This is a genomic window from Streptantibioticus ferralitis, assembly GCF_029223525.1.
Lineage (GTDB): Bacteria > Actinomycetota > Actinomycetes > Streptomycetales > Streptomycetaceae > Streptantibioticus_A > Streptantibioticus_A ferralitis.
This window is the reverse complement of record NZ_JARHTQ010000007.1, coordinates 256,410-280,554: the sequence shown is the minus strand read 5'-3', so window position 1 is coordinate 280,554 and position 24,145 is coordinate 256,410. Positions and strand designations below refer to the sequence as shown.

The window sequence follows — 24,145 nt, the reverse complement described above, 5'->3', positions numbered from 1 at the left end:
TCAGCTCCCCTCGGCGTTGAGGCACCGCACGACGTACTCGACGAGACGTCCGACGGTGAGGCCGATGATCTCCCCAAGCTCCAAGTCGGCCACGAACTCGGCGAAGTTGACCTGCCGCCCGTAGCGTGCCTCCAACTCGCCCGCCAGGGTGACCAGGTCGATGCTCTCCAGCTCCAGGTCCTCGGTGAAGCGGCTTTCCATGGTGATCTCGGTGTCGTCGAGGCCGTACTCGTCGAGTACGGTGCGGAGCATCTCCGTGATCTCCGCGAGGACGGTCCGCGCGTCGACCACGGAGACCGCAGGGGTCTGCTCACTGGTGGTCACTGATCGATCTCCTCGTTGTCGTCCGCCGGTCCGTTCGTCCAGGCCACGATGTATTCCCTGGGCGGCAACCCCGGCGGGTTGGCCACCCCCGTGCTGTGCACCCGATAGCGGCGCCGCCGACCGGTGGGCGCGGCAGCCTCGACCACGAGGCGCACCGGTGCGGCCCTCACGTCCGCCTCGACCACGGCGAAGTCCCGCGGTCTGCCGCGGAAACCGGTGCCCTCCGCCTTGGCGACGGCCTCCTTCGCCGCCCAGAACGTCGTGGCCCACCACGCCTCGGCCTCGCCGGTCGCGGCGCGCAACGCGGCGATCAGCTTGTGCTCCGACGTGCCGAAGGCGACCGCGAGGGTCTGCTCGGTCAGGTCGGCGATCTCCTCGATGTCGATGCCGGGAGCCGGACTGTCCGCGCGCCCTTGCGATCGTCGCGTTACCACGAGTGCCACGCCGGTCTCGGCCCGGTGCGCCAGCGAGACATCCAGGGCCGGGAGGGTACGTCCGTGTACGCCCGTGGCGTACGGGCGGCCGTGTTCGTCGTTGTGGATCCGGATCTCCGCGGGGAAGACCGGGCCCTCGTCATGGTCCCAAAGCCACTGCCGTACGGCGTCCTTGGCCGCGATCCGGCCGAGCAGCCACTGTCTGCGCCCGTGCGGCGGGTGGCGCTCGTACTCGGTACGCTCTGCGCCGCCCAGGTGGTTACGCATGATCAGATCACGGGAGGCGAGGTCCGGCCATCGTTCGTGGAGGAGGACCCAGCCGCCGGGCTGCGCCTTGGAGAGCGTGTTGCGCTGTGGGAAGCGCTCGACCGCCTTGGTCTCCGGGTGGTTGTCGAACCTGCGGTCCCGCCAGCCGGTCAGCTCGGCCCACACCCGGCCGTCAGCGACGAGTTGTACGTCGGCTTCGAGTGCCGTGTCGGTCAGTGAGACGATCCTGACCAGGCACTCCAGCTCGATGCCTGGGCGCGGGTGCGGCTCGAAGAAGCGCAGGTGCCGAATCCCGACCGGGAAGACCACGGTCCGCTCGGTGCGGGTCGCCATGATCCAGTAGCCGAGGAGCTGGCCGACGTTGTCCAGCAGACCGCCGGGCGCCGGAGGCGTGGCGATCGTGCCGCGGACGTGCTTCTCGCCGATCGCGGTGATATCGGTGACGCCCTGGAACAGCGGACCGTGGAACATCCAGCGCTCGTCGTAGAGTTGGGCTGCCGTGTGGCCGGGAACGCGCTCATCGGCGGGGTCGGCCCGCCATGGTTCGGGGCGGTCCGCGGGGTAGTGGGACGCCACCTCCACCGTGGCGTGCGCGCTGCGGCCGAAGGTGACGCGGATCCTGCCCGGGCCGTCGGGCGACGGTTTCGTGGTGATCGGCACGTCCGCCGGTGGTGCGGCGGTCACCCACTGGTCGAAGCGGGCGCCGTGCACCGCGACGGCGCACTGCCCGGAGGCGGCCCGCTCCGCCGCCTCCATGAGGTGCCGGACGATCGTGGTGGCCGGTACCACCGGCCAACGGTCCGCCGCGTCGGGCCAGTCGGGCCGCTGCGGGAAGAAGCAGTGGTCGAGCAGATAGGGCATGGTGTCCGTGGAGACCCGCAGCACGGTGTGCGTCTCCAGGGTGTGCGGCGGCGGCTGCGCGCCGACTGTGGGCGGGAGAGACGGCGGTGACGCCGTCCGGTCTCCCGCTGCGATGAGTTCGGCGGCGGTCTCGGCCGTCTCCCGCAGCAGCGCGCCGAGTTCGGCGGCAAGCGGGAAGCGTTCGGCCGCGTTGTCGAGTGCCGCGGCGGGGCTGCCCAGGTGGCCGGTGGGATCGGCTGCGGGCGCCAACTCGCGGCGCAGTTCGGCTAGTTCACCCGCGTCCAGTCGGACCAGTGGACCGCCCAGGTCGAGCCGCACCGGCTGATGCGGGGCCGACGCCGTGGGGGACGCCGCGGTGTGTCCCGTCCCGCTGTGCGCGGCAGACGCGGGCGGCAGCGATGGGTCCACGCGGGCTCCGTCGGCCCACAACGCCGTGGCCACGCACCGGAGTTGGGCGAGGCCGTCGCGGTGCGGCGAGTTGGCGGCGACCACGAGGTGTTCCCTGTCGTGCAGGGTGTCGCTGATGAGCGAGGCCAGCTGACCGGTACCGACCTGTACGAAGGCGCGGAAGCCCGCCTCGTACATGGCCTCGGTCAGCGGCCGGAAGCGCACGGGCTCCAGCAGGTGCCGTACGAACAGCTCCCGTACGGCGGCCTCGTCCGGTGGATAGGGCGCGGCCGTCGTCGCCGACCAGACGGGGACGGTCGGCGGGAGCAGATCGAAACGGTGCGCGGCCGCTTCGATCGGCCCCAGGTAGGGGGCGAGCATCGGGGTGTGGAAGCCGGACTGGAACGGCAGGACCTGCGCTATCACCCCGTCGGCCCGCAGCGACCGGACGAACTCCGCGACGGGAGCCGGAGGACCGCACACGATCGACTGGTGCGCCGAGTTGTCGTGGGACAGCACGATCCCGTCGTCCGACCACTCCCGCAGTGCGGCCATTACCCGCTCCGCGGAGGCGCCGAGGACCGCGAAGGCCATCGCGGGCACACGGAGCGCGTCCGGGTCGAAGGAGTCGAGGAAGGCGTCGACCGCGTTGCCCGCGTACATGCCGCCCGCCACCATCGCGGTCCATTCGCCGACGCTGTGCCCGGCCACCGCGTCCGGCGCGATCCCCATGTGCCGCAACGCGGCGTCCAGCAGGCGGCCGACGCCGAAGACATCGGTTCCGCGTCGGCCGACGTCTTCGGCCAGTGCCGGTCCACCGCTGCGTACCGCCGCACGGCCGAGCCCGAAGTGCTCGGCCACGCCGTGCACCCGGGGCTCGAACTCGCCTTCAAGGCCGGGGAACACGAAGGCCAGCTTCCCCGGCATCCCGTTGGTGCCGCTGCCGAGCAGTGGACTGGGGACGAACCAGATGTCGTGCCGACCGCGCCAGGAGCGTCCCTTGGCGACCATGCGCCTGGCCATCGCCAGCCGCTTGGCGGTCGGGTCGACGATGCCGAGCCTGCTGCGGCCCGACCCGGCGGGGCGTACTGCCCCCGCGGCGCGCACGGCGGAGTCGTCCGCCGCGAGCAGCTCGGCGAGTCGTTCCGGGGTGGCCGCGGACAGCGCCAGGACTCGCTCCGGCTCGGCCACGACGGCCCGTGGAGCGGTCGCGGCGACGGACGAAGCAGGCGTTGGCGGCTGCTCCAGCACCACATGGGCGTTGATGCCGCCGAAGCCGAAGGCGTTCACCGCCGCACGGCGTACGGGCCGCCCGGGGCCGGTTTCCCACGGCTGCGCCGTGTCGAGGGTACGGAACCGGGTCGCCGCGAGAGCGGGGTGCGGGTCGTCGCAGTGCAGGGTGGGCAGCAGTACGCCGTGGTGGACCGCGAGGGCGGCCTTGACCAGTGCGGCCACCCCGGCGGCCGGCATGGTGTGGCCGATCATCGACTTCACCGACCCGATCACGGCGCGGTCGTCGGCTCCGCCGGGATCGCGCGGGCCGAACACATCGGCCAGCGTGACCAGTTCGGCCGCGTCTCCGGCGGGCGTGGCGGTGCCGTGTGCCTCCAGCAGCCCGATCGCGTCCGGGTCCCGGGGGTCCAGGCCAGCCGTTCGCCACGCCTGCCGCACGGCGCGCGCCTGGCCCGCCGGATCCGGGTTGACCGGGCCCGCGGCGCGGCCGTCGCTGGCGACCCCGGTGCCCCGGATGACGGCGTAGACACGGTCGCCCGCCCCCTGCGCGTCGGCCAGTCGTTTGAGTACCACGACTCCGGTGCCCTCGCCGATCAGAATGCCGTCGGCCGCGCGGTGGAAGGGCCGGATGCGCTGGCTCGGGGAGAGCGCACCGAGCTGGGAGAAGACGCTCCACAAGGTGATGTCGTGGCAGTGGTGCACTCCACCGGCGAGCATCACGTCGCACCGGCCGGAGGCCAGCTCCCCCACCGCCTGGTCGACCGCCACGAGTGACGAGGCGCAGGCGGCGTCCACGGTGTAGGCGGGCCCGCGCAGGTCGAGTCGGTGCGCCACGCGTGAGGCGGCGAGGTTGGGCACCAGTCCGATGGCCGCCTCGGGGCGGTCGGGCCCGAGGCGCTCGGTGAAGGCCGCGTGCACACGCTCCAACTGATCGGCGCGGAGGCCGGGCAACAACTCGCCGAGGGTGCACACCAGTTGGCGTGCGGTGCGTACCCGCTGGTCGAGCCGGACGAGTCCGGGCGTGAGGTATCCGCCGCGGCCCAGCACCACGCCCACCCGCTGCCGGTCGGGCAGCCGGTCCTCGCCACCCGCGTCCGCGACGGCCGCGGCCGCCACTTTCAGGGCGAGCAGTTGGTCGGGCTCGGCACCCGGCACCGAGGCGGGCATGATGCCGAACCGGGTGACCTCCACCTCGGCGAACTCGTCCACGAATCCGCCCCGTCGGCAGTACACACGGTCGGGCGCGGTCGGACCGCCCGCGCTGTCCGGGTGGTAGAAGTCGCTGTCCCACCGCCCTGGTGGCACATCGGTGATCGCGTCCGCGCCGTTCACCAGGTTGCGCCAGTAGGTGTCCAGGTCCGGCGCGCCGGGCAGCAACACGGCCATCCCCACGATGGCGACCGGGTACGACCTGCCGACTGGCCCGCGGTGGACGCTGTCTTCGCGCGCCACGGTCACCACTGCGACGCGGTGACGACGACGGAGGCGGTCGGCTCGCTCTGCCAGGCGAGTTCGCGCAGCAGCGCGAGTGCGCCTTCCTCCGGGTCGATGAGTGGGATGCCGCGCCGCGCGTACTCACGGGCGAGTTCCGGGGTGACCATGCCCGCGTGCGCCCCGGTGGGCGCCCAGGGACCCCAGTGCACGGTGAGCGCCCGGCGCCCCGTGCGAGCCGCCCACCGTTGGCCGAGGGTCTCCAGCGCGTCGTTGGCCGCGGCGTAGTCCGCCTGGCCGGGATTGCCGAGCACCGCGGAGATGCTGCCGAACAGCACCAGAAGGGCGGGGCCGACCGGCAGTTCCTCCAGCGCGTCCAGCAGGGCGCTCGCCCCGTCCACCTTCGTGCCGAAGACCCGCTTGAAGGACTCCGCGGACTTCTGCTCGATCAGCCGGTCCTCGATGACGCCCGCGCCGTACACGACGCCGTCCAGTCGGCCGTGCTCGGCGTGGATCTCCTTGACGGCCTGGAGTACGGCATCGGTCTCCCGGAAGTCCACGGAGCGGTATCGCACCTGGCTGCCGAGGCGCCTCAACTCGTCCAAGGTGGCGGCGACTTCGCGCTGGGCCAGGATTCGGGAGGCTTCCCGCTGGATCTCGGCGGGTGTCCGGTGGCCTTGGACGGCGAGCACCGCGCGCAGGGACGCCGGATCGCGGGCGTCGGCGGTGACCGGGTCCTCTGGCCCGGTCAGCTCGGGCGTCCGGCCGAGCAGTTCGATACGGCAGCGTGCGGCGGCGACGAGCGTGGCGGCGAACCGTGCGGTGATGCCCCGTGCCCCGCCGACCAGTACCACCACGCTGTCGCGGTCGAGGCCGATGGCGGCGGCCTCCGCCGCCCCGTCACCTGCGGGTCCGGCGCCCGAGGTGGCCAGGCTCCCGAGCGGGGTCTCCACCAGCTCCAGCCCGTGCCTGTCCGTGACGGTCCGCAGCACCACCGGTGCACCGTCCGGGGCGAGCAACTCGCCGAGCAGCGCGTCCGCTACGGCCCCGGGCTCCTCACCACCGTAGCCGTGAGCGGATGCGGCGCCGGGGTCTGCCGACGGCATGTCGACGACGCGTGCCGCAATCCCCGGGTACTCCTTGGCCACCGTGCGGAAGAACCCGTGCAGTCCGGCAGCGCGCAGGTCGAGCGGATCGCTGCTGCGCACCGCCAGCAGCCAGCGCGGTGAGCGCCGCAGGGCGGCCTGGAGCACCGGGAACGCCTCGGGCAGCACCGGAGTGCCAGCGTCGGCCAAGGGCTCCAAAAGGATCACGCCGTCCACGTGCCCGTCCCGGTCGGTGAGCAGATGGCCGGCGCCGAGGGTCACGGCTTCGGCGCCGTGTGCCGCGAGTCGAGCCGAGACGGTCCCGGCGACGCCGCCACCGCCGCCCAGCAGCACGAAGCGTTTACCGGTCAGCAGGACGGCGGGGTCGGTTGCGGGGTCCGGCTCGCCGAGCGGCACAGGGCGCAGCAGAAGCCGTTTGGGTGCTTCTCCGGCTACGGACGGGAGCCGCTGCCGGATCGCATCGGACCCCAACTCATCTGTTGATAGTGGCACTTGGAGTTCGGACGATGCCTGCGTGCCGGATCCGTCGAGCGGTGTCAGTCGCCCGGTCAGCCAGGCGGTGACAGCCGCCGTGGTGCGGGCCTTGGCGAGATCTTCCAGTTCCTCGTCGCCGAGCGCCGCCGCGCCTTCGCCGCTCATCCCCAACCGCTTGGCGAGTTCGCCCGCGATCTCGGCGCGCTTGATCGAGTCGATGCTCAGGTCGGCTTCCAGGTCGAGGTCGGGCGCGATCATGTCGAGGGGGTAGCCCGTGCGCTCGCTGATGATCTGCGACACCACCCGCGACACGTCGGCGGCGGTGCGCGCGGCCGGAGTGGGGGCGGCTTCGGTGCCGTGCGGAGCATCGGCGGGGACCGCGGCGGTCGCCGCCGTCCGCCGCGGTTCGGCCACGACGGGTGCGACAGGGGCGGTGAACCGGGTGCCCGGTTCGGCACCGAGGTGGGCCAGCAGCACATCGCGCTGGGCCGCGACCATTTCCCGGCTGCCGCGCAGGAATTCGCGGACCAGCTCGTCCCGTTCCGCCTGCACACCGTCCGGCCGGTCCGGCGCGCTGATCGTCGCTTCCCGGATCCGTCGGGCGGGCGCCAGCGCACCGGGCAGGAGTTCGCCGTCCGCCGTGCGCACCAGGTGGCCGTCCACCGTCCATCCGGGCCGCGTCGGTGGCGCCTTGCGGTCGGCCGCTACCGCGTCTCGGCCGCGGAACATCCAGCCGGTGCGCACCGGCAGCCCGGCGACGGCGAGTTGGGCGAGCGCGTCGAGGAAAGCGTGCAGGCCGTTGGCGCCGGCACCGCCGCCCTCAAAGGCGATCGCTCGGTGCGGGCGGTCCCCCAGGATCGAGCCGACCAGCCGGGTGAGCACCGTGCCGGGGCCCGCCTCGACGAACGCCCTGGCGCCCGCCTCGTACATGGCCTCGATCTGCGCCGCGAAGCGGACCGGCGCTTCGATCTGGGCGGCCAGCTCCGACCGAATCTCGTCCGGGTCCGTGCCATGGACGGCGGCGGTGCGGTTGGCCCAGACCGGCAGCTCGGGGGCTCGCACCCGGCGCCTCGCGAGCGCCTGGGCGAACCGTTCCCCCGCACCGGCGAGCAGCGGACTGTGAAAGGCGCAGGCCACCGGAAGCCGCCGGGCGCCGTACCCGGCCTCCCGGAACAGCCGCATCGCCTCGTCCACCGCGTCCGTGTGTCCGGAGAGCACCGTCTGGCGCGGTGCGTTGTGGTTGGCGACGACGGCCTTCCCGACCAGCCCCGCCTGGCGCAGGATCCGCTCGGCGTCCTGCGCTCCTGCCGTCACCGCGGCCATGGCACCCGGCTCGTCCCCGGCCGCTTCGAGGATGGCGGTCGCACGCTCGGCGCTCAACTCCAGCAGGGTTCGCGGATCGAGGGCGCCCGCCGCGCAGAGGGCGACGAGTTCCCCGTAGCTGTGTCCGGCGAGCATGTCCGGCTGGATGCCGGCGGCCGTGAGCAGGGCGTACGCCGACAGACCCGTCACGCCGAGAACCGGCTGTGCCACGCGGGTGTCCGCGATCCGCTGTTGCTGTGCCACGCGCCGGGTCTCGTCGAAGGCGGTGGGCGGATGGAGAACGTCCGCGTGGGCCCGGCCGAGTTCGAGATAGCGGTGCAGTTCGGGAAAGGCGACGAATATGTCCGCGAACATGCCGGGCCGCTGGCTGCCCTGGCCGGGGAAGAGAAAGGCGACCTTTCCCCGACTCGGCGATTGAGGGGAAGCCGGAACCCCGATTTCTGACGACCTATCAGAAATATGGATCCCGTTCGCGGGGTCGTGTTCGCCCGCGAGTACCCGGCGCAGCTGCCCGGCCAGACCGTCCAAGTCCTTGGCCACCACGGCCACCTGAACCGGCTCACGGCTGGCATCCGAGCGCTGGGCCACGGCCAGCGCGAGGTCGCGCAGCCGCCACGGCCGCCCGGAGCGGTCGTTCCCGGCAGCCAGCTCCAGCGTCTCCGCTACCTCGCGCAACGCGGCGGAGCGGTCCGTACCGCGGAAGGTGAACAGCTCGGCGGGCCAGGCGTCGAGCCCGTGAGCCGGCGGCGCACCGCTGTCATGAGCCGCCAGCACCACATGGAAGTTGGTGCCGCCGAATCCGAACGCGCTGAGCCCCGCGGTCCGTTCCGTGGGCGGTGCCGCCCACGGCCGTGCCTCCGTGTGGAAGACGAATGGGCTGCGCTGCGGCTCCCATGCGTCGTTCGGGCGGGTGATGTGCAGGGTCGGCGGCTTGACACCGGTGTGCAGCGCCAGGGCGGTCTTGATGAGTCCGGCCAGTCCGGCGGCGCATTTGGTGTGCCCGATCTGCGACTTGACGGAGCCGAGCGCACAGCCCCCTGGTGTGGCACCGGCGCTGGTGAACACTTCACTGAGGATGGCCAGTTCGGTGCGGTCGCCGACGGCCGTCCCGGTGCCATGGGCCTCGATCAGGCCGACATCGGCGGGTGAGACACGGGCGTTGCGGTAGGCGCGTTCCAGGGCGGCCCGCTGGCCTTCGGGGCGTGGCGCGGTCAGGCCGAGCGACCGGCCGTCGCTGGAGCTGCCCACCCCTTTGATCACGCCGTAGATCCGGTCGCCGTCCCGCGACGCGTCGGCCAGCCGCTTGAGTACGACGCAGGCCACGCCCTCCCCGAGCGCGATGCCGTCCGCCGAGTTGTCGAAGGCGCGCGAGCGGCCGGTCGGCGAGAGGGCGTGCACCGAGGAGAAGAGCACATAGTCGTTGATGCCGTTGTGCAGGTCGGCGCCACCGCACAAGACGATGTCGCTGGTGCCCGCGACCAGTTCCTTGCATGCGACATCCACGGCGGCCAGTGACGACGCGCAGGCCGCGTCCACCGTGTAGTTGGCGCCGCCGAGGTCGAGCCGGTTGGCGATCCGCCCGGAGATCACGTTGGCGAGCATGCCGGGGAAGGAGTCCTCGGTCAGCTCGGGCAGTTGCTCCGCGAGTGCCTCCGGTACCGTGCCGAGGTAGGACGGCAGCACCGCACGAAGCGCATGGGCGTTGGACAGATCACTGCCGGCTTCGGCGCCGAAGACGACCGCGGTACGGGACCGGTCGAACGCCCGGCCCCGGTCGCCGTATCCGGCGTCGTCCAGGGCGCGTCGGGCGGCCTCAAGGGCGAGCAACTGCACCGGCTCGATGCTGCCGAGCGCGGTCGGCGGGATGCCGTACCGAAGAGGGTCGAACGGGATCTTCGGCAGGAATCCACCCCACTTGGAGGCGGTGGCGCTTCTGGCGCCGGTGTCGCCGTCATTGGTCGGTGCGTGGTGCACCGAGGGATCCCATCGCTCTCCGGGCACTTCGGTGACCGCGTCGACGCCGCCCAGTACATTGGCCCAGAACGAGGCGAGGTCGGGCGCCTGCGGGAACATGCAGGCCATGCCGACCACCGCCACGTCCAACGGCGCGGGCGCCTCCGGTTCGGCGTACCGCTGAGCCTGTGTGACGCCAAGGCGCTGTTGGAGCGAGGCCGCGCGTCCGGCGAGGAAGTCCGCGGCGCCGTGGGAGACCGAGTGGTGCAGCGCGCCGATCGTGGTGGTGGCCGAGCGCAGCACCGCGACCTGTCCAGCCATGAACACGCCCTCGGCGAGCTGGCGTTCCTCGGTGACCGGCAGCAGTTCGCCGTCCGCGTCTCGTTCCAGCCCCTTGCTGGCGATGCGCAGCCGGCCGACGTTGAGCCGCTCCAGTTCCTCCCACATCTGCCGGTCGGGGACGCCACTTGCCCGCAGCCGCTCCTTGACGGCGGGGTAGCCGTCGGCGAAGGGGCTGGCCACGCACCGGGTGGCGTGGCCTGGGGCGGTCTCCAGCAGCACGGTGCGCCGTGCGGCCGCCACCTGGCGTTGAAAGAGCGGCTGGACGGCGCCGCGCTCCACCGCTTCCTTGGTGAAGAGGTACGCGGTGCCCATCAGCAGGCCGACGGCGCCGCCTTGGCGGACGAGCGGGGCGGTCAGCGCGGCCACCATCGCGGCTGACCGTTCATCGTGGATTCCGCCGGCGAAGAGCACCTCGACGCGGTCTCTCGTCTCCCCGGCGCCGTCCAAGTAGTCCTCGATCACCGCCAGTTGGGCCTCCCAGAGCGGGAAGCTGCTGCGCGGCCCGACATGGCCGCCGCATTCGGATCCTTCGAGGACGAACCGGCGGGCACCGGCCTGGAGGAACTGGCGGAGCAGCCCTGGCGAGGGAACGTGCAGAAAGGTGGTGATCCCGTCCCGCTCCAGCGCCTCGGCTTGGGACGGCCGCCCGCCCGCGATGATCACATGGCTTGGGCGCTGTTCGCGTACGGCTTCGAGCTGGACTCGTCTGATCTCCGGTGGCGCGAAGCCGAGTAGGCCGACGCCCCACGGCCGTCCCCCCAGCGCGGACTTGGCCTCTGTCAGCACCTCGCGCGCTCGCTCCGGCCCCGCCAGGGCGAGCGCGATGAAGGGCAGCGCGCCCTCGTCGGCGACGGCGGCGGCGAATTCCGACTGATCGCTGACCCTGGTCATCGGGCCCTGTACGACCGGCAGTCGGGTACCGAGTGTGCTGCTCATCGCCGACCCGGGGCGTAACGCCGCGGCTGCCGAGTCGTCCCGTACGGCCTTGCGGATGGCCTCGGTGACGGCCCGGACGGCCCCGCCGACATCGTGCCAACGCTCGGCGAAGCGGCTGGCGAGGAAGCCGTCCTGACCCACCGGGAGCAGTTGGGTGCGCGGATCGTGCACGCCGGGTCGGGCGGCGACGCGAGCGGTGTCCTCGACGCCCGGTACGGCAACGGGACCGCGGCGCAGCACCCGGTGACCGTCGATGACGACGGTCTCGGAACCGTCCATGGAGCGGATCACGGCAACCGCCTCCTGCGGCAGGCCGGACTCGGCGAGCAGCGCCAGTTGGGTGTCCAGAACGACCCCGGCCGCCCCGCCGAGCACCGCACCGGCTGCCGTACGCGTCCCGATGCCGCCGCAGGCCCACACGGGGATGGACACCGCGGGCTCGGCAAGCAGGTGCTGGAGCAGGACGAACGTGCTGAGCTCCCCGACCCGGCCGCCGCTCTCACTGCCCCGGGCGATCAGGCCGTGTGCCCCGGAGCGGACAGCTTCCAGGGCCTGGTTCAGGTCGGTCACCTCCACCAACACCCGGTAGCGGCCGGCGACTTCGCCTGTCCGCCAGGGCGCGTCAACGCCAAGGACCACGGTGTCCGGGCCCGCCCCCTCGGGGGCCTCGACGTCCGTGGGCGCGAGTTGGCAGGCAGTGCCCACCCGGACTCCGTACCGGGCGCCCGTCGTCCAGCGACTTGTGTCAGCGAGCGCCTCCCGCGCCCGGCGGCCCCCTGTACCCAGATCGAGCACTCCGAGTCCCCCGGCGCGACTCACCGCCGAGGTGAGTCTGGCGTCCGGTTCACCGAGGGGACTGATGCCTATGACAATGTCGTCTAAGCGCGCAGCGGACGTCATGTGCTCTCCGGAGGGGATTTGATGACGCATTGGGGGGATTAGCGGCGCAAAGGAAGCAACCAGGACATGAGGGAATGGCCATACGGGCTCCAGACCCCGGATGGACGTTCGAATTGAGGCGGTGCCGAAGGTAGCGACATCAATGCGAAGAGTCAACCTACGCAACGCACATCAGAAGCCGGACCGCCCCACCCATGAGCAGCGAATCAAGTACGCCCGGGCAAGCGGCAGATGATACTGAGCAGACTCGCCAGCACAAGGTCAGAGTCGGGCGGATTTTACACAATTACGCGCAGGATCCACCCCATGAACATAACCATGACACCCCGGGTTCTCCATCCCCGGCTTGTTGATTCTTCGTGACGGTGGCGTTAACACTCACAACGAAGCCGTGGCGACCGGAGTTGACCGTCAAACGGCCATCGGCCGGCCATTACTTCAGCATTCCGTTGTCACACACATTTACTTATCCCGGACCTGCGGCGACGCCGCTGTTCTGGATATCGCCACATGCTCTCGGGGCGATTCGGCTTTCATACGCGGGCGGCTGTCCGCAGGTCGCGGTCGAAGGCGCGGATGTCCTCTTCGGTGAGGGTGGTGCGGGTGTTGGCGATGGCCTGCAGGTAGTCGCCGGTCAGTTCGGTCACGTCCTCGACCTGCCGCGGGCCAGCTGCCAGGTGCCGTTCGAAGGCAGCCTGCGCGGCGGTGCGCGCCGCGTACTCGATGTCCGCGGGTGTGAAGCGGTCACTGGCATGGACCAACGCCTCCAGGTCGATGGAGGCTGCCCTGTCCGGCCCGATGTACCGGACCCAGATGGCCCTGCGGGCTTCGGCATCCGGTGGGCCGACCGGGATCAGGTAGTCGAAGCGCCCCGGCCGCAGGAAGGCGGGATCCAGGGAACGCACCACATTGGTCGCGCAGATCAGAAGCCTGCGCTGCCCGCGCCGGAACTGCGGGATGAGCTTGAGGAGCTCATTGGTCACCCGGTGGGCCAGCGAGGTCGGATCCTGCCGTTCGGAGGCGATCTCCTCCGCCTCGTCGAAGAAGAGCACGACCTGCTTGAGGTGCTCGACGCGCGAGAACAGCTGACGTAGCCCGTTGGCCACCCCGTGGGCGTCCTCGGACAGCTGGTAGGGGAACACCTCGACGAACGGCCACCGCAGCCGGGAGGCCACCGCCCGCGCGAACGTGGTCTTGCCCGTGCCCGGCGGACCGAACAGCACGACGGCACGTGGCGGAGTCAGATGGTAACGCTCCGCAGCTTCCGGATTCTCCAGCGGTAGCACCAGCCGCCGCTCGATCAGCGTCTTCTCCGCGCTCATGCCCGCGATCTGCGCCCACAGACCGTCCTCCGGCACCACCCCGCCGAGTTGTTCGAGGATGGTGGCCTCCGCCGAATCCGCGGACAGCAGCTTCTCGAAGTAACCCAGGTCCGGCCGACTGGTGTATCCGGAGTTCTTGAAGGCCCGCTCGCCCATCTCCCCCGCCGGCAGCAGCGCCCCGATGCGCTGCACGCCCATGGGCGCCAAACGGCGCTCAAGGGCGGTCAGCAGTGCCGACCCGATGCCGTGGTGGCGCCACTGACGGGTGACGGCCAGCCGCAGCACCCAGGCCCGCTCCTGCGACGTCGAGGACACCGCGGCACCGACGACCTGGTCCCCCACCACAGCCACCACGGCCGGTGTGTCCATGCGAAGGGCACTGACCACCTCCGCGAGGCTCACCGCGGGGTCCGCGGCCGTGTCGCGCGACTCCTCCCAGATGCGCACCACCTGGTCCAGGTCGCCTTCCTCCAGATCCCGAAGTCGCCAGGGCGTCATCACGGTCACCTCCCGACCATTTTCCCCCAGGCCATGGCGATCAGCCCGTCGCGCGCCAGGCCTGCGGCCGACACGGTACGGCCGGGATGGTGCGCCGGGGCGTCCCGACTCACCATCCCGGCCGCAGCCCGGGCCGGACCCGGGATCAGCTGGAGAAAGGCTTCCCTTCCGATCCTGACTCCGCGGTCAGCAGGCCCATCCGTCGTGATGGGGATCAAGCCCCAGTGGGTCCTTCCTGCCGGTGAGCCGCAGCCGGGCGTAGCCGTGGTGGTGGAGCCAGGTGCAGCGGCCCGCGGTGGTGTTGGGCACTCCCTTGGGGAACACGGTCGGGACGCAGACGTCGGCGCCGCCGTAGTCGCGGTCGCAGCCGGACAGTTGGGGGCTGATCGGCTGCGCGGTGCGCGGCCGGCCGGCTTGTTTGGCGTGGTTCTCCGGTGAGTGCGCGAAGTTGTGGACCATGGCCGAGGGTCCGGTGTTGGCCGGGCTGGTGCCCAGGTGGACCCAGGAGGCCACCGAGGGTACCCCGGCGGCGTCGACGGCGAAGAGCATGTACCAGCCGGGCGGTGCCAGGTTGGGGTTGCTGGTGACGTTCAGGTCGACGGAGTTGCCGTTCACCCCGATGGGCAGGTCGACGAAGCGCTGGTTGGGGTCGGAGGAGTGGGTGACGGCGGCCGGGCGGATCAGTTCGGCCTTCACGATCGGCCGGTCGACGGTGATGCGCTGCGTACTGCCGTATGTCCACTGGCTGTTGGCCGTGAACGTGATCTGCGGTCGGGGCCCCTTGTACAGGTACGGCGGGGTGTAGATCGACACATGCTCGTCGAAGGTGCCGTTGCCGGGGTTGTCGCCGACCGTCATGACCCGGGCGTCGGGCAGCAGGAACGCGGCCGAGTGGTAGGAGCGCGGGATGGGATCGGTGGCCATCCCCGGCTTGTAGGTGTTGGTCGTGGGGTCGAACATCGACGCTTCGTAGACCGGGTCGGCGCGGTTGTGCAGTCCTCCGCCGGTCTCCAGCACATTACCGTCGGGCAGCAGTACCGCCGAGACGTACATCTTGCCCTGCGCGCCGGTCTCCGGGACCGGGCCCGCGCCCTGGTCGACGGTGCCCTGGGGGAGCGGCGGTCCGGGGACGTACTGGGGATTGGGCTGCTTGAGGTCGATGATGTCGGTGTTGCGGTTGGCGTCGGGGTTGGAGTCGATGTTGCCGCCGCCCATGGTCAGCACGCGCTGGTCCTGGGCCGGAGGCAGCAGCACGCTCGCCGACTGGTCCCGGTGGTCCTTGTCCTGCAGGCCGGGTACGTCGGTGACGGTGTTGGCATTGGTGTCGTAGATCGACGCGCCGGTGCCCGGAGTGCCGTTGCCGAAGACATGGCTGCCGGAGTAGAAGAGCCGTCCGTCCTGCATCAGGATCATCGACGGGTACAGGCCCCAGAACGACCACGTCTGATTGACCTGGTTGGTGGGCAGCCACTGCTGCTGGACCTGGGAGAACCGTTCGGTGGTGACGTTGCCGGAGGAGTCCTCCTTCAACCCGCCGAAGGTGATCACATCGCCGTTGCCGAGCACGGTGGCCGACGGGTACCAGTGGCCGTCGTGCAGGTCGTTCGTCTTGGTGTAACTGTTGGTCGCCGGATCGAAGATGTAGGAGTCCTTGATGCCCTCGTAGCCGTGGCTGCTGTCGGAGTACGCCTTGGTGCCGCTGAGGATCAGCACCCGGCCGTCGGAGAGTTGGACGTGGCCGCCGCAGAACATGTCAACGGGTGTGGGGATCGTGACGAACGATCCGTTCTTCGGGTCGTAGACGGCGGAGGTGAAGGTGCCCGCCTGGAACAGCTCCGGGCTGTTGCCGGAACCGGCGACCAGCAGCACCTTCCCGTTGCGCAGCACGACGGCGTGCATGCTGCGGACCGGATTCTTGAACGGCATCACCTGCCATGACCCTTGGGTACACGCGGCGCCCGCGGAGCAGGCGTCGCCCGGCGTGGGCTGGGTGGCGTCCTCCATGTCGTAGTCGTCGGTGACGACGGTCCCGACGCCGTAGACGGACACGCCCCAGGTGATCTGGTCGGTGTTGGGCGGCACCACGGGGGTACGCACCTCGGCGTGCTGGTAGTCGGGGCTCACCGGGAGTGTCTTGAGGTCGGTCCAGTACTGCCAGCCGTTCTGGACGTCATGCCGGAAGACCGTGATCGCGGCGTTGGGTGTGCTGCTCGTGTACCAGACCGACAGGTCGTACTGGTGGTTGGGAGTCACATCCGGTGCGCACGAAGTGCTTTCCAGCATCATCGCCTTGCGGTCGCCGCCGGTGATGCGGGTGACGGTCAGCGCCATCGCGTTGCTGCCGCTGTGCGACTTGTCGGTGAGTTGCGCGGTGAAGTCGTTGTCGCCCCAGCCGGACTTCTCCCAGCAGGTTGGCATCCCGTCGGGTCCGACGGACTCGAAACCGGGGTTGACCAGCAGATTGGACCCCGCATGTGCCGCTGGGGACCCGGACAGCAGCAGCCCCATGGAGGTGACGACGGCGAGCAGTAGGGCACCTGCCGACCGGCGTCGTTCGCGAACGCGGTCGCGTCTGCGCGGAATTGGTGTCATCACCCATCCTTTCGGCTGGAGTTCGGACTCTGTGGCACACGGGGGTGGCCGTCCGCTTCCTTGGGCACCCGGCGGATCTCGATCCGGTTGTCGCCGCTGCCGAACGCGGCGACCGTCTCGGAGTGATCCAAGGCAGCGCGTACGGTGGGCAGGTTGACGGCGTCGCGCCGCACCGTGGGGGTGGCGACCACATAGTCGATGTCCCGGTAGCCGTGCGGCATGGTCTTGCTGACGGCGGGGTCGAGGTCGGCCTTGTAGAACCAGATGACACCGGTCCCGGGCCGGTAGCCCTGGTGCACCAGGTCCAGCCAGAGCGCGTCGTCGACGAGCACCCGGGTCCGTGCGGGGTCGCCCGCCTTGGTGGCCATCCACAAGGCGGCTGAGCGGTAAGCGGCGTTGGCGTCGATGGTTTCCACGGACCGGTCGCCGTCGTACCAGTTGGGCACTACGACAGCCGCCGTCAGCGCGCCGAGCGCCCCGACCGCCGACCAGCGCAGCAGCCGAGCGGCCGCCACCCGTCGTACCCGGCGCGCCACCCGCTCGGCCAGGCCGGTTCCGGCTACGGCCAGTCCGGCGAGCGACAGGGCCAGGAAGGGCAGTGCCTGGATGACGTACATCGCCGGCAGGTAGCCGGTCGGGCGCATCGCCACGGCGGCCAGCAGCGCGGCGGCCAGCACCGGCCCGAACACCGCCCGCCCGGTACCCGACCAGTACGCGGTCAGGAGCAGCAGCACGACGGCGGCCAGCCCGCCCAGCGGCAGCACCCGGTCGTAGTACAGCCAGGAGTTCAGTACCGCATGGGCGCCGGAGTGCGCGGAGAAGATGCTGCCGGAACCGGTCCGCCGCATCTGGAACAGGATGCCGTCGGTCAGCGAGACATGCCCGGGGCCGGGCCACAACTCGCCCTTGAGCAAGGCGTACAGCGGATAGCACAGTCCGATCAGGACGCACGCCGTCACCGCTCCCGTCACGGCGAACTTCCGGGTGTCCCGGTGGCTGTGCCGCCACATCGTCACCAGCAGCGCGGGCAGTACGACCAGCATCGTCTCCTTGGACAACACGGCCGTCGCGGCGGCCACTCCGGCACCGAAGTGGTGCCACAGATGACGGCTCGGGGACGCGGCCAGCACGAAGGCCAGGAGCATCCACATCACCGCTATGTTGTCCAGGAATATCTCCCGCTGCAGCACCACGGACAGCGGGGACAGGCCGAACAGCGCCATGCCCAACGCCGCCGCCCAGCGCGGCAGTCCGAGCCGCCGGGCCAGCACGAACAGCAGGACCGCGCTCACGGCGGTGACCAGAAGCATCACGCAGCGCATCGAGCCCACCGCCATGCTGGGCGGTGCGATGGCCGAGGGCACCCAGGTGACCAGGGCCAGTTGGATCCAGCCGAGCGGCGGATGGTCGTACCAGTAGGTGTAGTGGGCCAGCCCCTGGCCCTGCTGCACCGCCCATGCCTGCGACAGGTACGTTCCCTCGTCGTCGCTGAGGGCGGGGAAGGCGGTGATGTTCCAGCCCTGGACGAGCAGGATCACGGCCAACAGCGGGGCGCAGACCAGCAGATCGGGCCGGGCGCGGCGGAACCGCGCCACGGGTGCCGCGGACGGTCGGACCGGGTCTGCGGCGGACGGGACCGCGGCGGGTACGGTCGCTGTCACTGGAGCACGTCCTCTCGCGTCGTGAGGTGCGCGCCGACGTGCTCGGTGAGCTCCCAGTCGCTGCGTCCCTTGCTCTCCCGCCACACCGCGCGTATGGCGGCTCCGGCGAGGAGCAGTTGGTAGAAGGGGCCGCCGACGAGGAGCTTGGCGTAGTGCGAGAGGCGTACCTGCAGTCCGTACTGCTTGCCGAAGTCGTGCAGGCCGACAACCTCGAACACGAAGGTGACAAGCGCGGTCAGGGCGGGCAGGAAGGTCACCACCGCGATGCCGACCGGCACGTCGAGGAAGATCGCGATGGCGGCGTTGACCGGGATCACCACTCCGGAGAACGCCTGGAGGAAGGGGGTGCTCAGGGTGTAGCGCGCGAGCATCCGCTGACCGAGGGTGGGCAGGCGCGTCCAGTCACGCTTGCGGTAGACCTGCAGGAATCCCTGGTTCCAGCGGGTGCGCTGCTTCAGCAGGCTCACCAGTGTTCCCGGGGTCTCCTCACGGGTGACCATGTTCGCGTCGTACGCGACGACGACTCGCCTGCCCGCGCTGGACAGCCGTACCCCCAGATCGCAGTCCTCCGCCAGGCACTGCTGGTCCCAGCCGCCGGCCTCGCGCAGTACGGCGGTCCGGACGAAGACGGTGTTGCCGCCGAGTGGAATGAACCCCTTCAGCGCGTGCAGATGCAACCGGCTGCGGAACCAGAAGAAGTACTCCAGGCAGTTGCGCAGGCTGTACCAGCTGGAGTGGAAGTTGATGAGTTGGACTCCGCCCTGCACCACGTCGGCGCCGGTTGACCGGAAGGCGTGGTCGACGTGCGCGAGCAGTTCGGGGTGCACCTGGTCCTCTGCGTCGAAGACCCCGACGATCTCTCCCCGGCACTGCGGCAGCGCGGTGTTGAGCGCCTTCGGCTTGTTCTTCACCTCGTGGGTGTCCACGATGACCCGCACTCTGTACGGTGCCGCCGCCGCTACCTTCTCGGCGACCTCGGTGGTCTCCGGGTCGTCATGGCCGACGATCACCAGGATCTCGAAGGAGCCGTGGCTGGACTCCAACAGGCGTGTGACGGTGTGTTCGAGCACGGCCTGCTCGTGCCGGGCGGGCACGAGCAGCGAGAAGGAGCACCCGGCATCCCCGTCAGGCTGGTCAAAGCGTGTCGCCGCCAGAGTCTCCGGCGTACGCCACGCATGCATCTGCCACCACAGCGTCAACGCCGCCATCCAGAACAGCGTCAGCGACACAGCGGTGACGAACACGGAAACAAGCAAGCAAAGTCCCCCCTCGGACCCGCCGCGCACAACGGCGGCAGTACATGATGTCGACCCAACTACGGCCTACGGCGGCTCAGACCCCCCTGGCCGCGCTCAGCAAGTCCCCATTTCGCTCCACGTGGCTCCCCAGCGCACGTGAAGTGCTCTTCCGGGGACAGACAGTAAGGGCAACCGCCCAGGGTTCGCAGAAGAACCAAGAAACACACGGCCGGAAGCGTTGCGAGCCCAGATCTTTCGTGGTGGTTCGCCGGTTGTGACGATGGCCCGTTTCGACTGTCGCCGCGTCAACGGGCGAATTGACGGCCCGGCAGCCGCGTGGAGCGGACGCCGGACCCAACGCCACACGAGCCCCGGGGCTCGGCAGGTTCCTATGGGCCGCGGAAGTTGGCGCGGGCTCGTGGCAGGGCCTGGATCGAGCGTCGACAGTCCGTCCGCCAACTCGACGGCGGGCCTGGGCATTTCCAGCCAGGTCCAGGGCCTGTCCGACGGGTCGTGTGAACGGCACCGCCTACGCTTCAATGCGGTCGGCGTGGGGCGGGGCGCGCTTTCGGATCAGGAGTGGGTCGGGCGGGTGATTCGAGACAGCCGCTGGTCAGGCCCGCCAGCTAGGTTTGAGACGTGATCGCTCAAGACACACGGGAACGTCCTGCCCAGGGCTGGTACCTCGCGGCCGCAGGGGTGTTCGCGGTCGGCATGGCCGGGACCACACTGCCGACACCGCTGTACGGGCTCTACCGGGAACAGATCGGGTTCTCCGAACTGATGGTGACGGTGGTCTTCGCGGTCTACGCGCTCGGCGTGATCGCCACGCTGCTGGTCGCCGGTGACTTCTCCGACGTCCTGGGCCGACGCCCGGTGCTGCTGTTCGCTCTGGGGCTGTCGGTCCTGAGTGCGGTGTGCTTCCTGTATGAGGGCGGGCTGCCGCTGCTGTTCGCGGGACGGCTGCTTTCCGGATTTGCCGCGGGGCTCTTCAGCGGGGCCGCGACGGCTGCCGTACTGGAGCTGGCTGCCCAGGAGCAGCGCGGACGTGCGGGATTCGCCGCCACGGCCGCCAACATGGGCGGCCTGGGCTGTGGTCCACTGTTGTCGGGGTTCCTGGCGCAGTATGCGCCGTGGCCGCTTCGGCTGCCCTTCCTGGTACACATCGCGCTGCTCGTGGTGGCCATCGCTGTCACCGGCGCGCTGCCGGAGACGGTGGCGCGTCGCACTCCCCGGCCGCCGCTGCGCCCTCAGGGCATGGTCGTACCCGAGCAGACGCGCGAGGCGTTCGCGCCCGCTGGGCTGGCCGCTTTCGCCGGATTCTCCCTGCTGGGCTTGTTCACCGCGGTATCGCCGAGCTTCGTCGCCCAGACCCTGGGGGATCGCAATCTGGCGGTTACCGGCGTGATCGTCTTCTCGGTGTTCTGCTCCTCAACAGCCGGACAGCTTCTGATGCCCCGGGTGGGCGTGCGGCGCGCGCTGCCCGCCGGTTGCCTGGTGCTGACGCTGGGCATTGCCCTGGTGGCGTCCTCCCTCCTGGTGGAGTCCCTGCCGGTGCTGGTGGTCGGCGCGGTGGTCGGCGGCCTCGGCCAAGGACTGGGTTTCCGCGCGGCCCTGACCAGCGTGAGTGCGGTGGCTCCGGACGAGCACCGTGGCGCGACGATCTCCGCCTTCTTCGTCGTCGCCTATGTCGGAATCTCCTTGCCGGTGGTCGGAGTCGGGGCCCTCACCCTGGCTCTGGGGCTGCGCGGCGCCGGTCTGGTCTTCGCGGGGTGCGTGATGCTGCTGTCGGCCGGCGTGGCCGTGTTCCTTCTGCGTCGGCCGCCGCGGACGCGGGACTGACCGGGGTACGTGTCATGACCGACGCCTGCCGCGAACTCGCCGGGCGGATCAGCCCGTGGGCAGGCGCGCGTTGGTGGGGCGCCCCCCCCGACAGGGGCGGCCCACCAACGACGCTCAGCGTGGTGTGGTCGGCTGAATGACCGTCAGGCTGAAGTGACGCCCGTCGGTGGCGGCGTGTGCGACAGCCGCGTTGGCGTCGTCGAGGTCGAACGCCGTGATGTCGAACTGGCGGAGATCCAGTTGTCCGGACCTGGTCAGTTGGATGAGTCGGGTGATGGCCTCACGGGGGTACATCCACTGTCCACGGATCGTGATGTTGTTCCTCATGATCCACGGATACGGCAGCCCCAGGTCGTCGCCGCCCAGCATGCCGACGCCACCCATCAGCACGACCGTGCCGTACTCCCGGACCGTCATCGCCGCGGCCCGTACCGGTGTCGTTCCGGCCGAGGGCGGGAGCAGGTCGAGGACGGCGTCGATCGGGCCCGGCGCCGCCCCGCGCATCCGCTCGCGGTCCGCGTCCTCCTCGCCGGACAACCGCACCGTCCGGATGCGCGAACCGAACCGGCGTTGGAGTTCATCGAGCATCTTCTCGTTCCGCCCTGGCGTGATCACGCTGCCGGCTCCCATGGCCAGGGCCACCGCGACGGCCGCGCTGCCGAAGTGCCCGGTGGCACCGCTGATCAGCACGGTCTGGCCAGCCTGCAGACCGGCCGCCAGCAGGCCGCCGTAGGGCACGAGAAGGAGCGAGAGCGCACACCACGCCCCGGCGTCCCCGGGTTCGATCGCGCCGATGGGGAAGACGTTCTCGGTGGGGGCCAGCAACTGTTCGGCGAAGGAGCCCTGGCCGAAGTGCTCCTGCAGGCGCAGCCCACCCTGGCCGCGTGCGCTCAGTCCTTGCAGCGTGATGTCCGGAGTCAGCGCGTCGTCCCGGGAGCGAACAGTCGGGTCACACAGAACCCAGTCGCCCACGGTAAGCCGCGTCGAGTCGGGTCCCACGGCGCGCACCCGGCCCACTGCCCCGGCTCCGGGTGTCACCGGCAGCGTGAGCAGATACTGCCGTTCTCCGCTGAAGACCTCCGCGGCGTAGGGCAGCACGCCGGCCGCCACCACATCCACGACGACCTCTCCCGTCCCCAGGACGGGAGAGGGCACGGTCTGCACGGTCAACGAAGATCCGAACTGCTTCAGGACTGCGGCTTTCATCGCGGCCTCGCTCCTTTCGACGGAGCCACTGGACGTGGCGCGACGCCATCGTGCGCATGCCGCTGGACCCCATCCAGGCCTAGTACCATCCTGGGACTGTGCGGACCCACCCTCGTGGCACACACCGGCCCGCCGCGTTCGTGGAAAGCACGGGAAGTAGCTGATCATGCCGGAGTCGACCCGCAACGGACTGGGCGAGTTCCTCCGATCCCGCCGGGAGAAACTGAGCCCGGAGGCGGTCGGGGTGCCCGACCGGCGACGTCGGCGCACACCGGGACTCAGGCGCGAGGAGGTGGCCGAGCTCGCGGGCATCGGTGTCGACTGGTACATCCGGCTTGAGCAGGGACGAGCCGTCAGTCCCTCGGTCGCCACCCTGGACGCCCTGGCCCGCGTCCTGCGCCTGGACGACGTCGAGAAGGATCACTTGCGGGCCCTGGCGCGCGGCCCCCGCCACCGCCCCTTCGTCCGGGAGCGGGTGCCCGAGGCCATCCAGCACCTGATCATGAGTCTGGACCAGCCCGCCTATGTCACCGGCCGCCGATGGGATCTGCTGGCCTGGAACGACGCGGCAGCCGAGTTGTTCATCGGCTGCGACCGTCTGCCCGACGAGGACCGCAACATCCTCGTCTACCTGTTGCTCGACCCTCAGGCGCGGCGCCTGTTCGGTCCGGGATGGTCTGCGGAGGCCCAGCGCGTCGTGGCCCAGTTCCGGACCACCCATGATCTGTGGTCAGCCGACCCCGCCTTCGTCGACCTCTCGACCAGGCTGCGCCGCAACTGCCCGGAATTTGCCGCATGGTGGGAGCAGCACTCCATCCTGACCAGCGGAAACGGCCAGAAGACGCTCCACCACCCCGAACAAGGCGTCCGCACGTTCAGCTACACGACCTTCCAGGCCAACGAGCACCCGGCACTGAAACTCTCCATCTACACCCCGCTCTGACACGCCCGGCGCATGGCGGGCCGGTGAGAGCCGCAACTGCGCGCCCGTTTGCGGCGGCTGGAGTGTCGTACCCCGCCGGTACGGTGCGATCGTGATGGTCGCCCACGACGAGGGCGCCATCGACGCGCTGCGCCCCGAACACGTCCTGCTCCTGCCGGACGCGGACGAGCACTTGTGGAGCGAGGGGTATCGAGAACTGGTCTCCCTCGCCTGACCACCCGGCCTGCCCCCGGCCCGGACCACCCGGCCCCGGCCCCGACCGTCTGGCGATGCAGACCCGCTCGGCGGACAGCCGTGGCTGACGCGGAGATGACTGGCTTGGTGAGCTGCGGGTGCCGCTCGGTTGTGCCCCTGAAGGGTCATTGCGATACGCAGAGTTCGTTGTTCTCCGGATCAGCGAGTGTGATCCATGTGTGGGGTCCCTGCCTGCCGTGGTGGAGGAAGGTCGCTCCCTTGGCGATCAACCGGTCAACCACGGCCTGGGCGTCGTCGGCACCGGTGCGCACGTCCAAGTGCGCACGGTTCTTTGCCGTCTTGGGCTCCGGCACAAGCTGGAAGAGGATTCGCGGCGCGCGGTCCAGGCCCTCCGGATGACGGATCGCGGCGCCTGCCTTCCATACGAGGGCGCCGTGGTGGGTGGTGGCGTCGTCCTCGCTCGCATGGCCTTCGGCGATCATCCGGCGGATGAACGTATCGTCAGTGGGCTCCACTTCCCAGCCGAGGGCATCGGCCCACCAGTCGGCAAGCGTGTGCGGGTCGGCCGAGTCAACCGTCACCTGGAAGGTATATGCCATGGCCAGACCCTACTGAGGTGCCGCGCTGCACGCCGTCGTTTCACAAGGGAGCCATGCGCCCACCGCTCGGCGATGACT

Annotated in this window: 12 protein-coding genes; 3 read left to right on the top strand and 9 right to left on the bottom strand. The window is 70.4% G+C overall.

All coding sequences use genetic code 11. From position 1 onward, the window contains the following. From P2L57_RS14020 to P2L57_RS13990, 7 genes are all read right to left on the bottom strand, one after another. Complete coding sequence (locus tag P2L57_RS14020; protein WP_372515702.1) at window positions 1-324, bottom strand: acyl carrier protein; 324 nt, start codon at window positions 322-324, stop codon at window positions 1-3. Beyond that, on the bottom strand, window positions 321-4,964 hold the full coding sequence (locus tag P2L57_RS14015; RefSeq protein ID WP_372515701.1) for a beta-ketoacyl synthase N-terminal-like domain-containing protein: 4,644 nt from the start codon (window positions 4,962-4,964) through the stop codon (window positions 321-323). Before P2L57_RS14015 ends, P2L57_RS14020 begins: the two co-directional genes overlap by 4 nt. Further along, complete coding sequence (locus P2L57_RS14010; RefSeq protein ID WP_275813635.1) at window positions 4,961-11,971, bottom strand: type I polyketide synthase; 7,011 nt, start codon at window positions 11,969-11,971, stop codon at window positions 4,961-4,963. Before P2L57_RS14010 ends, P2L57_RS14015 begins: the two co-directional genes overlap by 4 nt. A 533-nt stretch (window positions 11,972-12,504) precedes the next feature. After that, on the bottom strand, window positions 12,505-13,791 hold the full coding sequence (locus tag P2L57_RS14005; RefSeq protein ID WP_275813633.1) for an ATP-binding protein: 1,287 nt from the start codon (window positions 13,789-13,791) through the stop codon (window positions 12,505-12,507). 186 nt (window positions 13,792-13,977) lie between these two features. Then, on the bottom strand, window positions 13,978-16,383 hold the full coding sequence (locus P2L57_RS14000) for a galactose oxidase early set domain-containing protein (protein WP_372515700.1): 2,406 nt from the start codon (window positions 16,381-16,383) through the stop codon (window positions 13,978-13,980). Continuing rightward, the gene (locus tag P2L57_RS13995) at window positions 16,383-18,044 is read right to left on the bottom strand and encodes an ArnT family glycosyltransferase (RefSeq protein WP_275813630.1); all 1,662 of its coding nucleotides are present in this window, start codon (window positions 18,042-18,044) and stop codon (window positions 16,383-16,385) included. The genes P2L57_RS14000 and P2L57_RS13995 overlap by 1 nt, the downstream gene beginning before the upstream one ends. After that, window positions 18,041-19,252 (bottom strand): glycosyltransferase, encoded by a 1,212-nt coding sequence (locus P2L57_RS13990; protein WP_486387820.1) that lies wholly within the window; start codon window positions 19,250-19,252, stop codon window positions 18,041-18,043. The genes P2L57_RS13995 and P2L57_RS13990 overlap by 4 nt, the downstream gene beginning before the upstream one ends. Window positions 19,253-19,996: 744 nt before the next feature. Between P2L57_RS13990 and P2L57_RS13985 the strand changes: the two genes are divergently transcribed. Next, entirely contained in the window at window positions 19,997-21,124 is a 1,128-nt protein-coding gene (locus P2L57_RS13985; protein WP_275813771.1) for an MFS transporter, read from the top strand. Between the two features lie 114 nt (window positions 21,125-21,238). Here P2L57_RS13985 and P2L57_RS13980 read toward each other — a convergent pair whose 3' ends face one another. Beyond that, a complete protein-coding gene (locus tag P2L57_RS13980) occupies window positions 21,239-22,330 on the bottom strand; it encodes an MDR/zinc-dependent alcohol dehydrogenase-like family protein (protein WP_275813623.1) in 1,092 nt (363 codons plus the stop codon). Between the two features lie 166 nt (window positions 22,331-22,496). Between P2L57_RS13980 and P2L57_RS13975 the strand changes: the two genes are divergently transcribed. Next, window positions 22,497-23,273, top strand: a complete 777-nt coding sequence (locus tag P2L57_RS13975) for a helix-turn-helix transcriptional regulator (RefSeq protein ID WP_275813620.1) — start codon at window positions 22,497-22,499, stop codon at window positions 23,271-23,273. A gap of 91 nt (window positions 23,274-23,364) precedes the next feature. Next, the gene (locus P2L57_RS13970; protein ID WP_275813618.1) at window positions 23,365-23,487 is read left to right on the top strand and encodes a hypothetical protein; all 123 of its coding nucleotides are present in this window, start codon (window positions 23,365-23,367) and stop codon (window positions 23,485-23,487) included. A gap of 145 nt (window positions 23,488-23,632) precedes the next feature. Here P2L57_RS13970 and P2L57_RS13965 read toward each other — a convergent pair whose 3' ends face one another. Next, window positions 23,633-24,067 (bottom strand): VOC family protein, encoded by a 435-nt coding sequence (locus P2L57_RS13965; protein ID WP_275813615.1) that lies wholly within the window; start codon window positions 24,065-24,067, stop codon window positions 23,633-23,635. Between the last annotated feature and the right edge of the window lie 78 nt (window positions 24,068-24,145).

Coding starts and splice junctions, on each gene's coding strand:
- P2L57_RS14010 (WP_275813635.1), bottom strand. CDS start 11,971: ATGACGTCCGCTGCGCGCTTAGACGACATTGTCATAGGCATCAGTCCC.
- P2L57_RS14005 (WP_275813633.1), bottom strand. CDS start 13,791: ATGACGCCCTGGCGACTTCGGGATCTGGAGGAAGGCGACCTGGACCAG.
- P2L57_RS14000 (WP_372515700.1), bottom strand. CDS start 16,383: ATGACACCAATTCCGCGCAGACGCGACCGCGTTCGCGAACGACGCCGG.
- P2L57_RS13990 (WP_486387820.1), bottom strand. CDS start 19,252: ATGGCGGCGTTGACGCTGTGGTGGCAGATGCATGCGTGGCGTACGCCG.
- P2L57_RS13985 (WP_275813771.1), top strand. CDS start 19,997: ATGGCCGGGACCACACTGCCGACACCGCTGTACGGGCTCTACCGGGAA.
- P2L57_RS13980 (WP_275813623.1), bottom strand. CDS start 22,330: ATGAAAGCCGCAGTCCTGAAGCAGTTCGGATCTTCGTTGACCGTGCAG.
- P2L57_RS13975 (WP_275813620.1), top strand. CDS start 22,497: ATGCCGGAGTCGACCCGCAACGGACTGGGCGAGTTCCTCCGATCCCGC.
- P2L57_RS13965 (WP_275813615.1), bottom strand. CDS start 24,067: ATGGCATATACCTTCCAGGTGACGGTTGACTCGGCCGACCCGCACACG.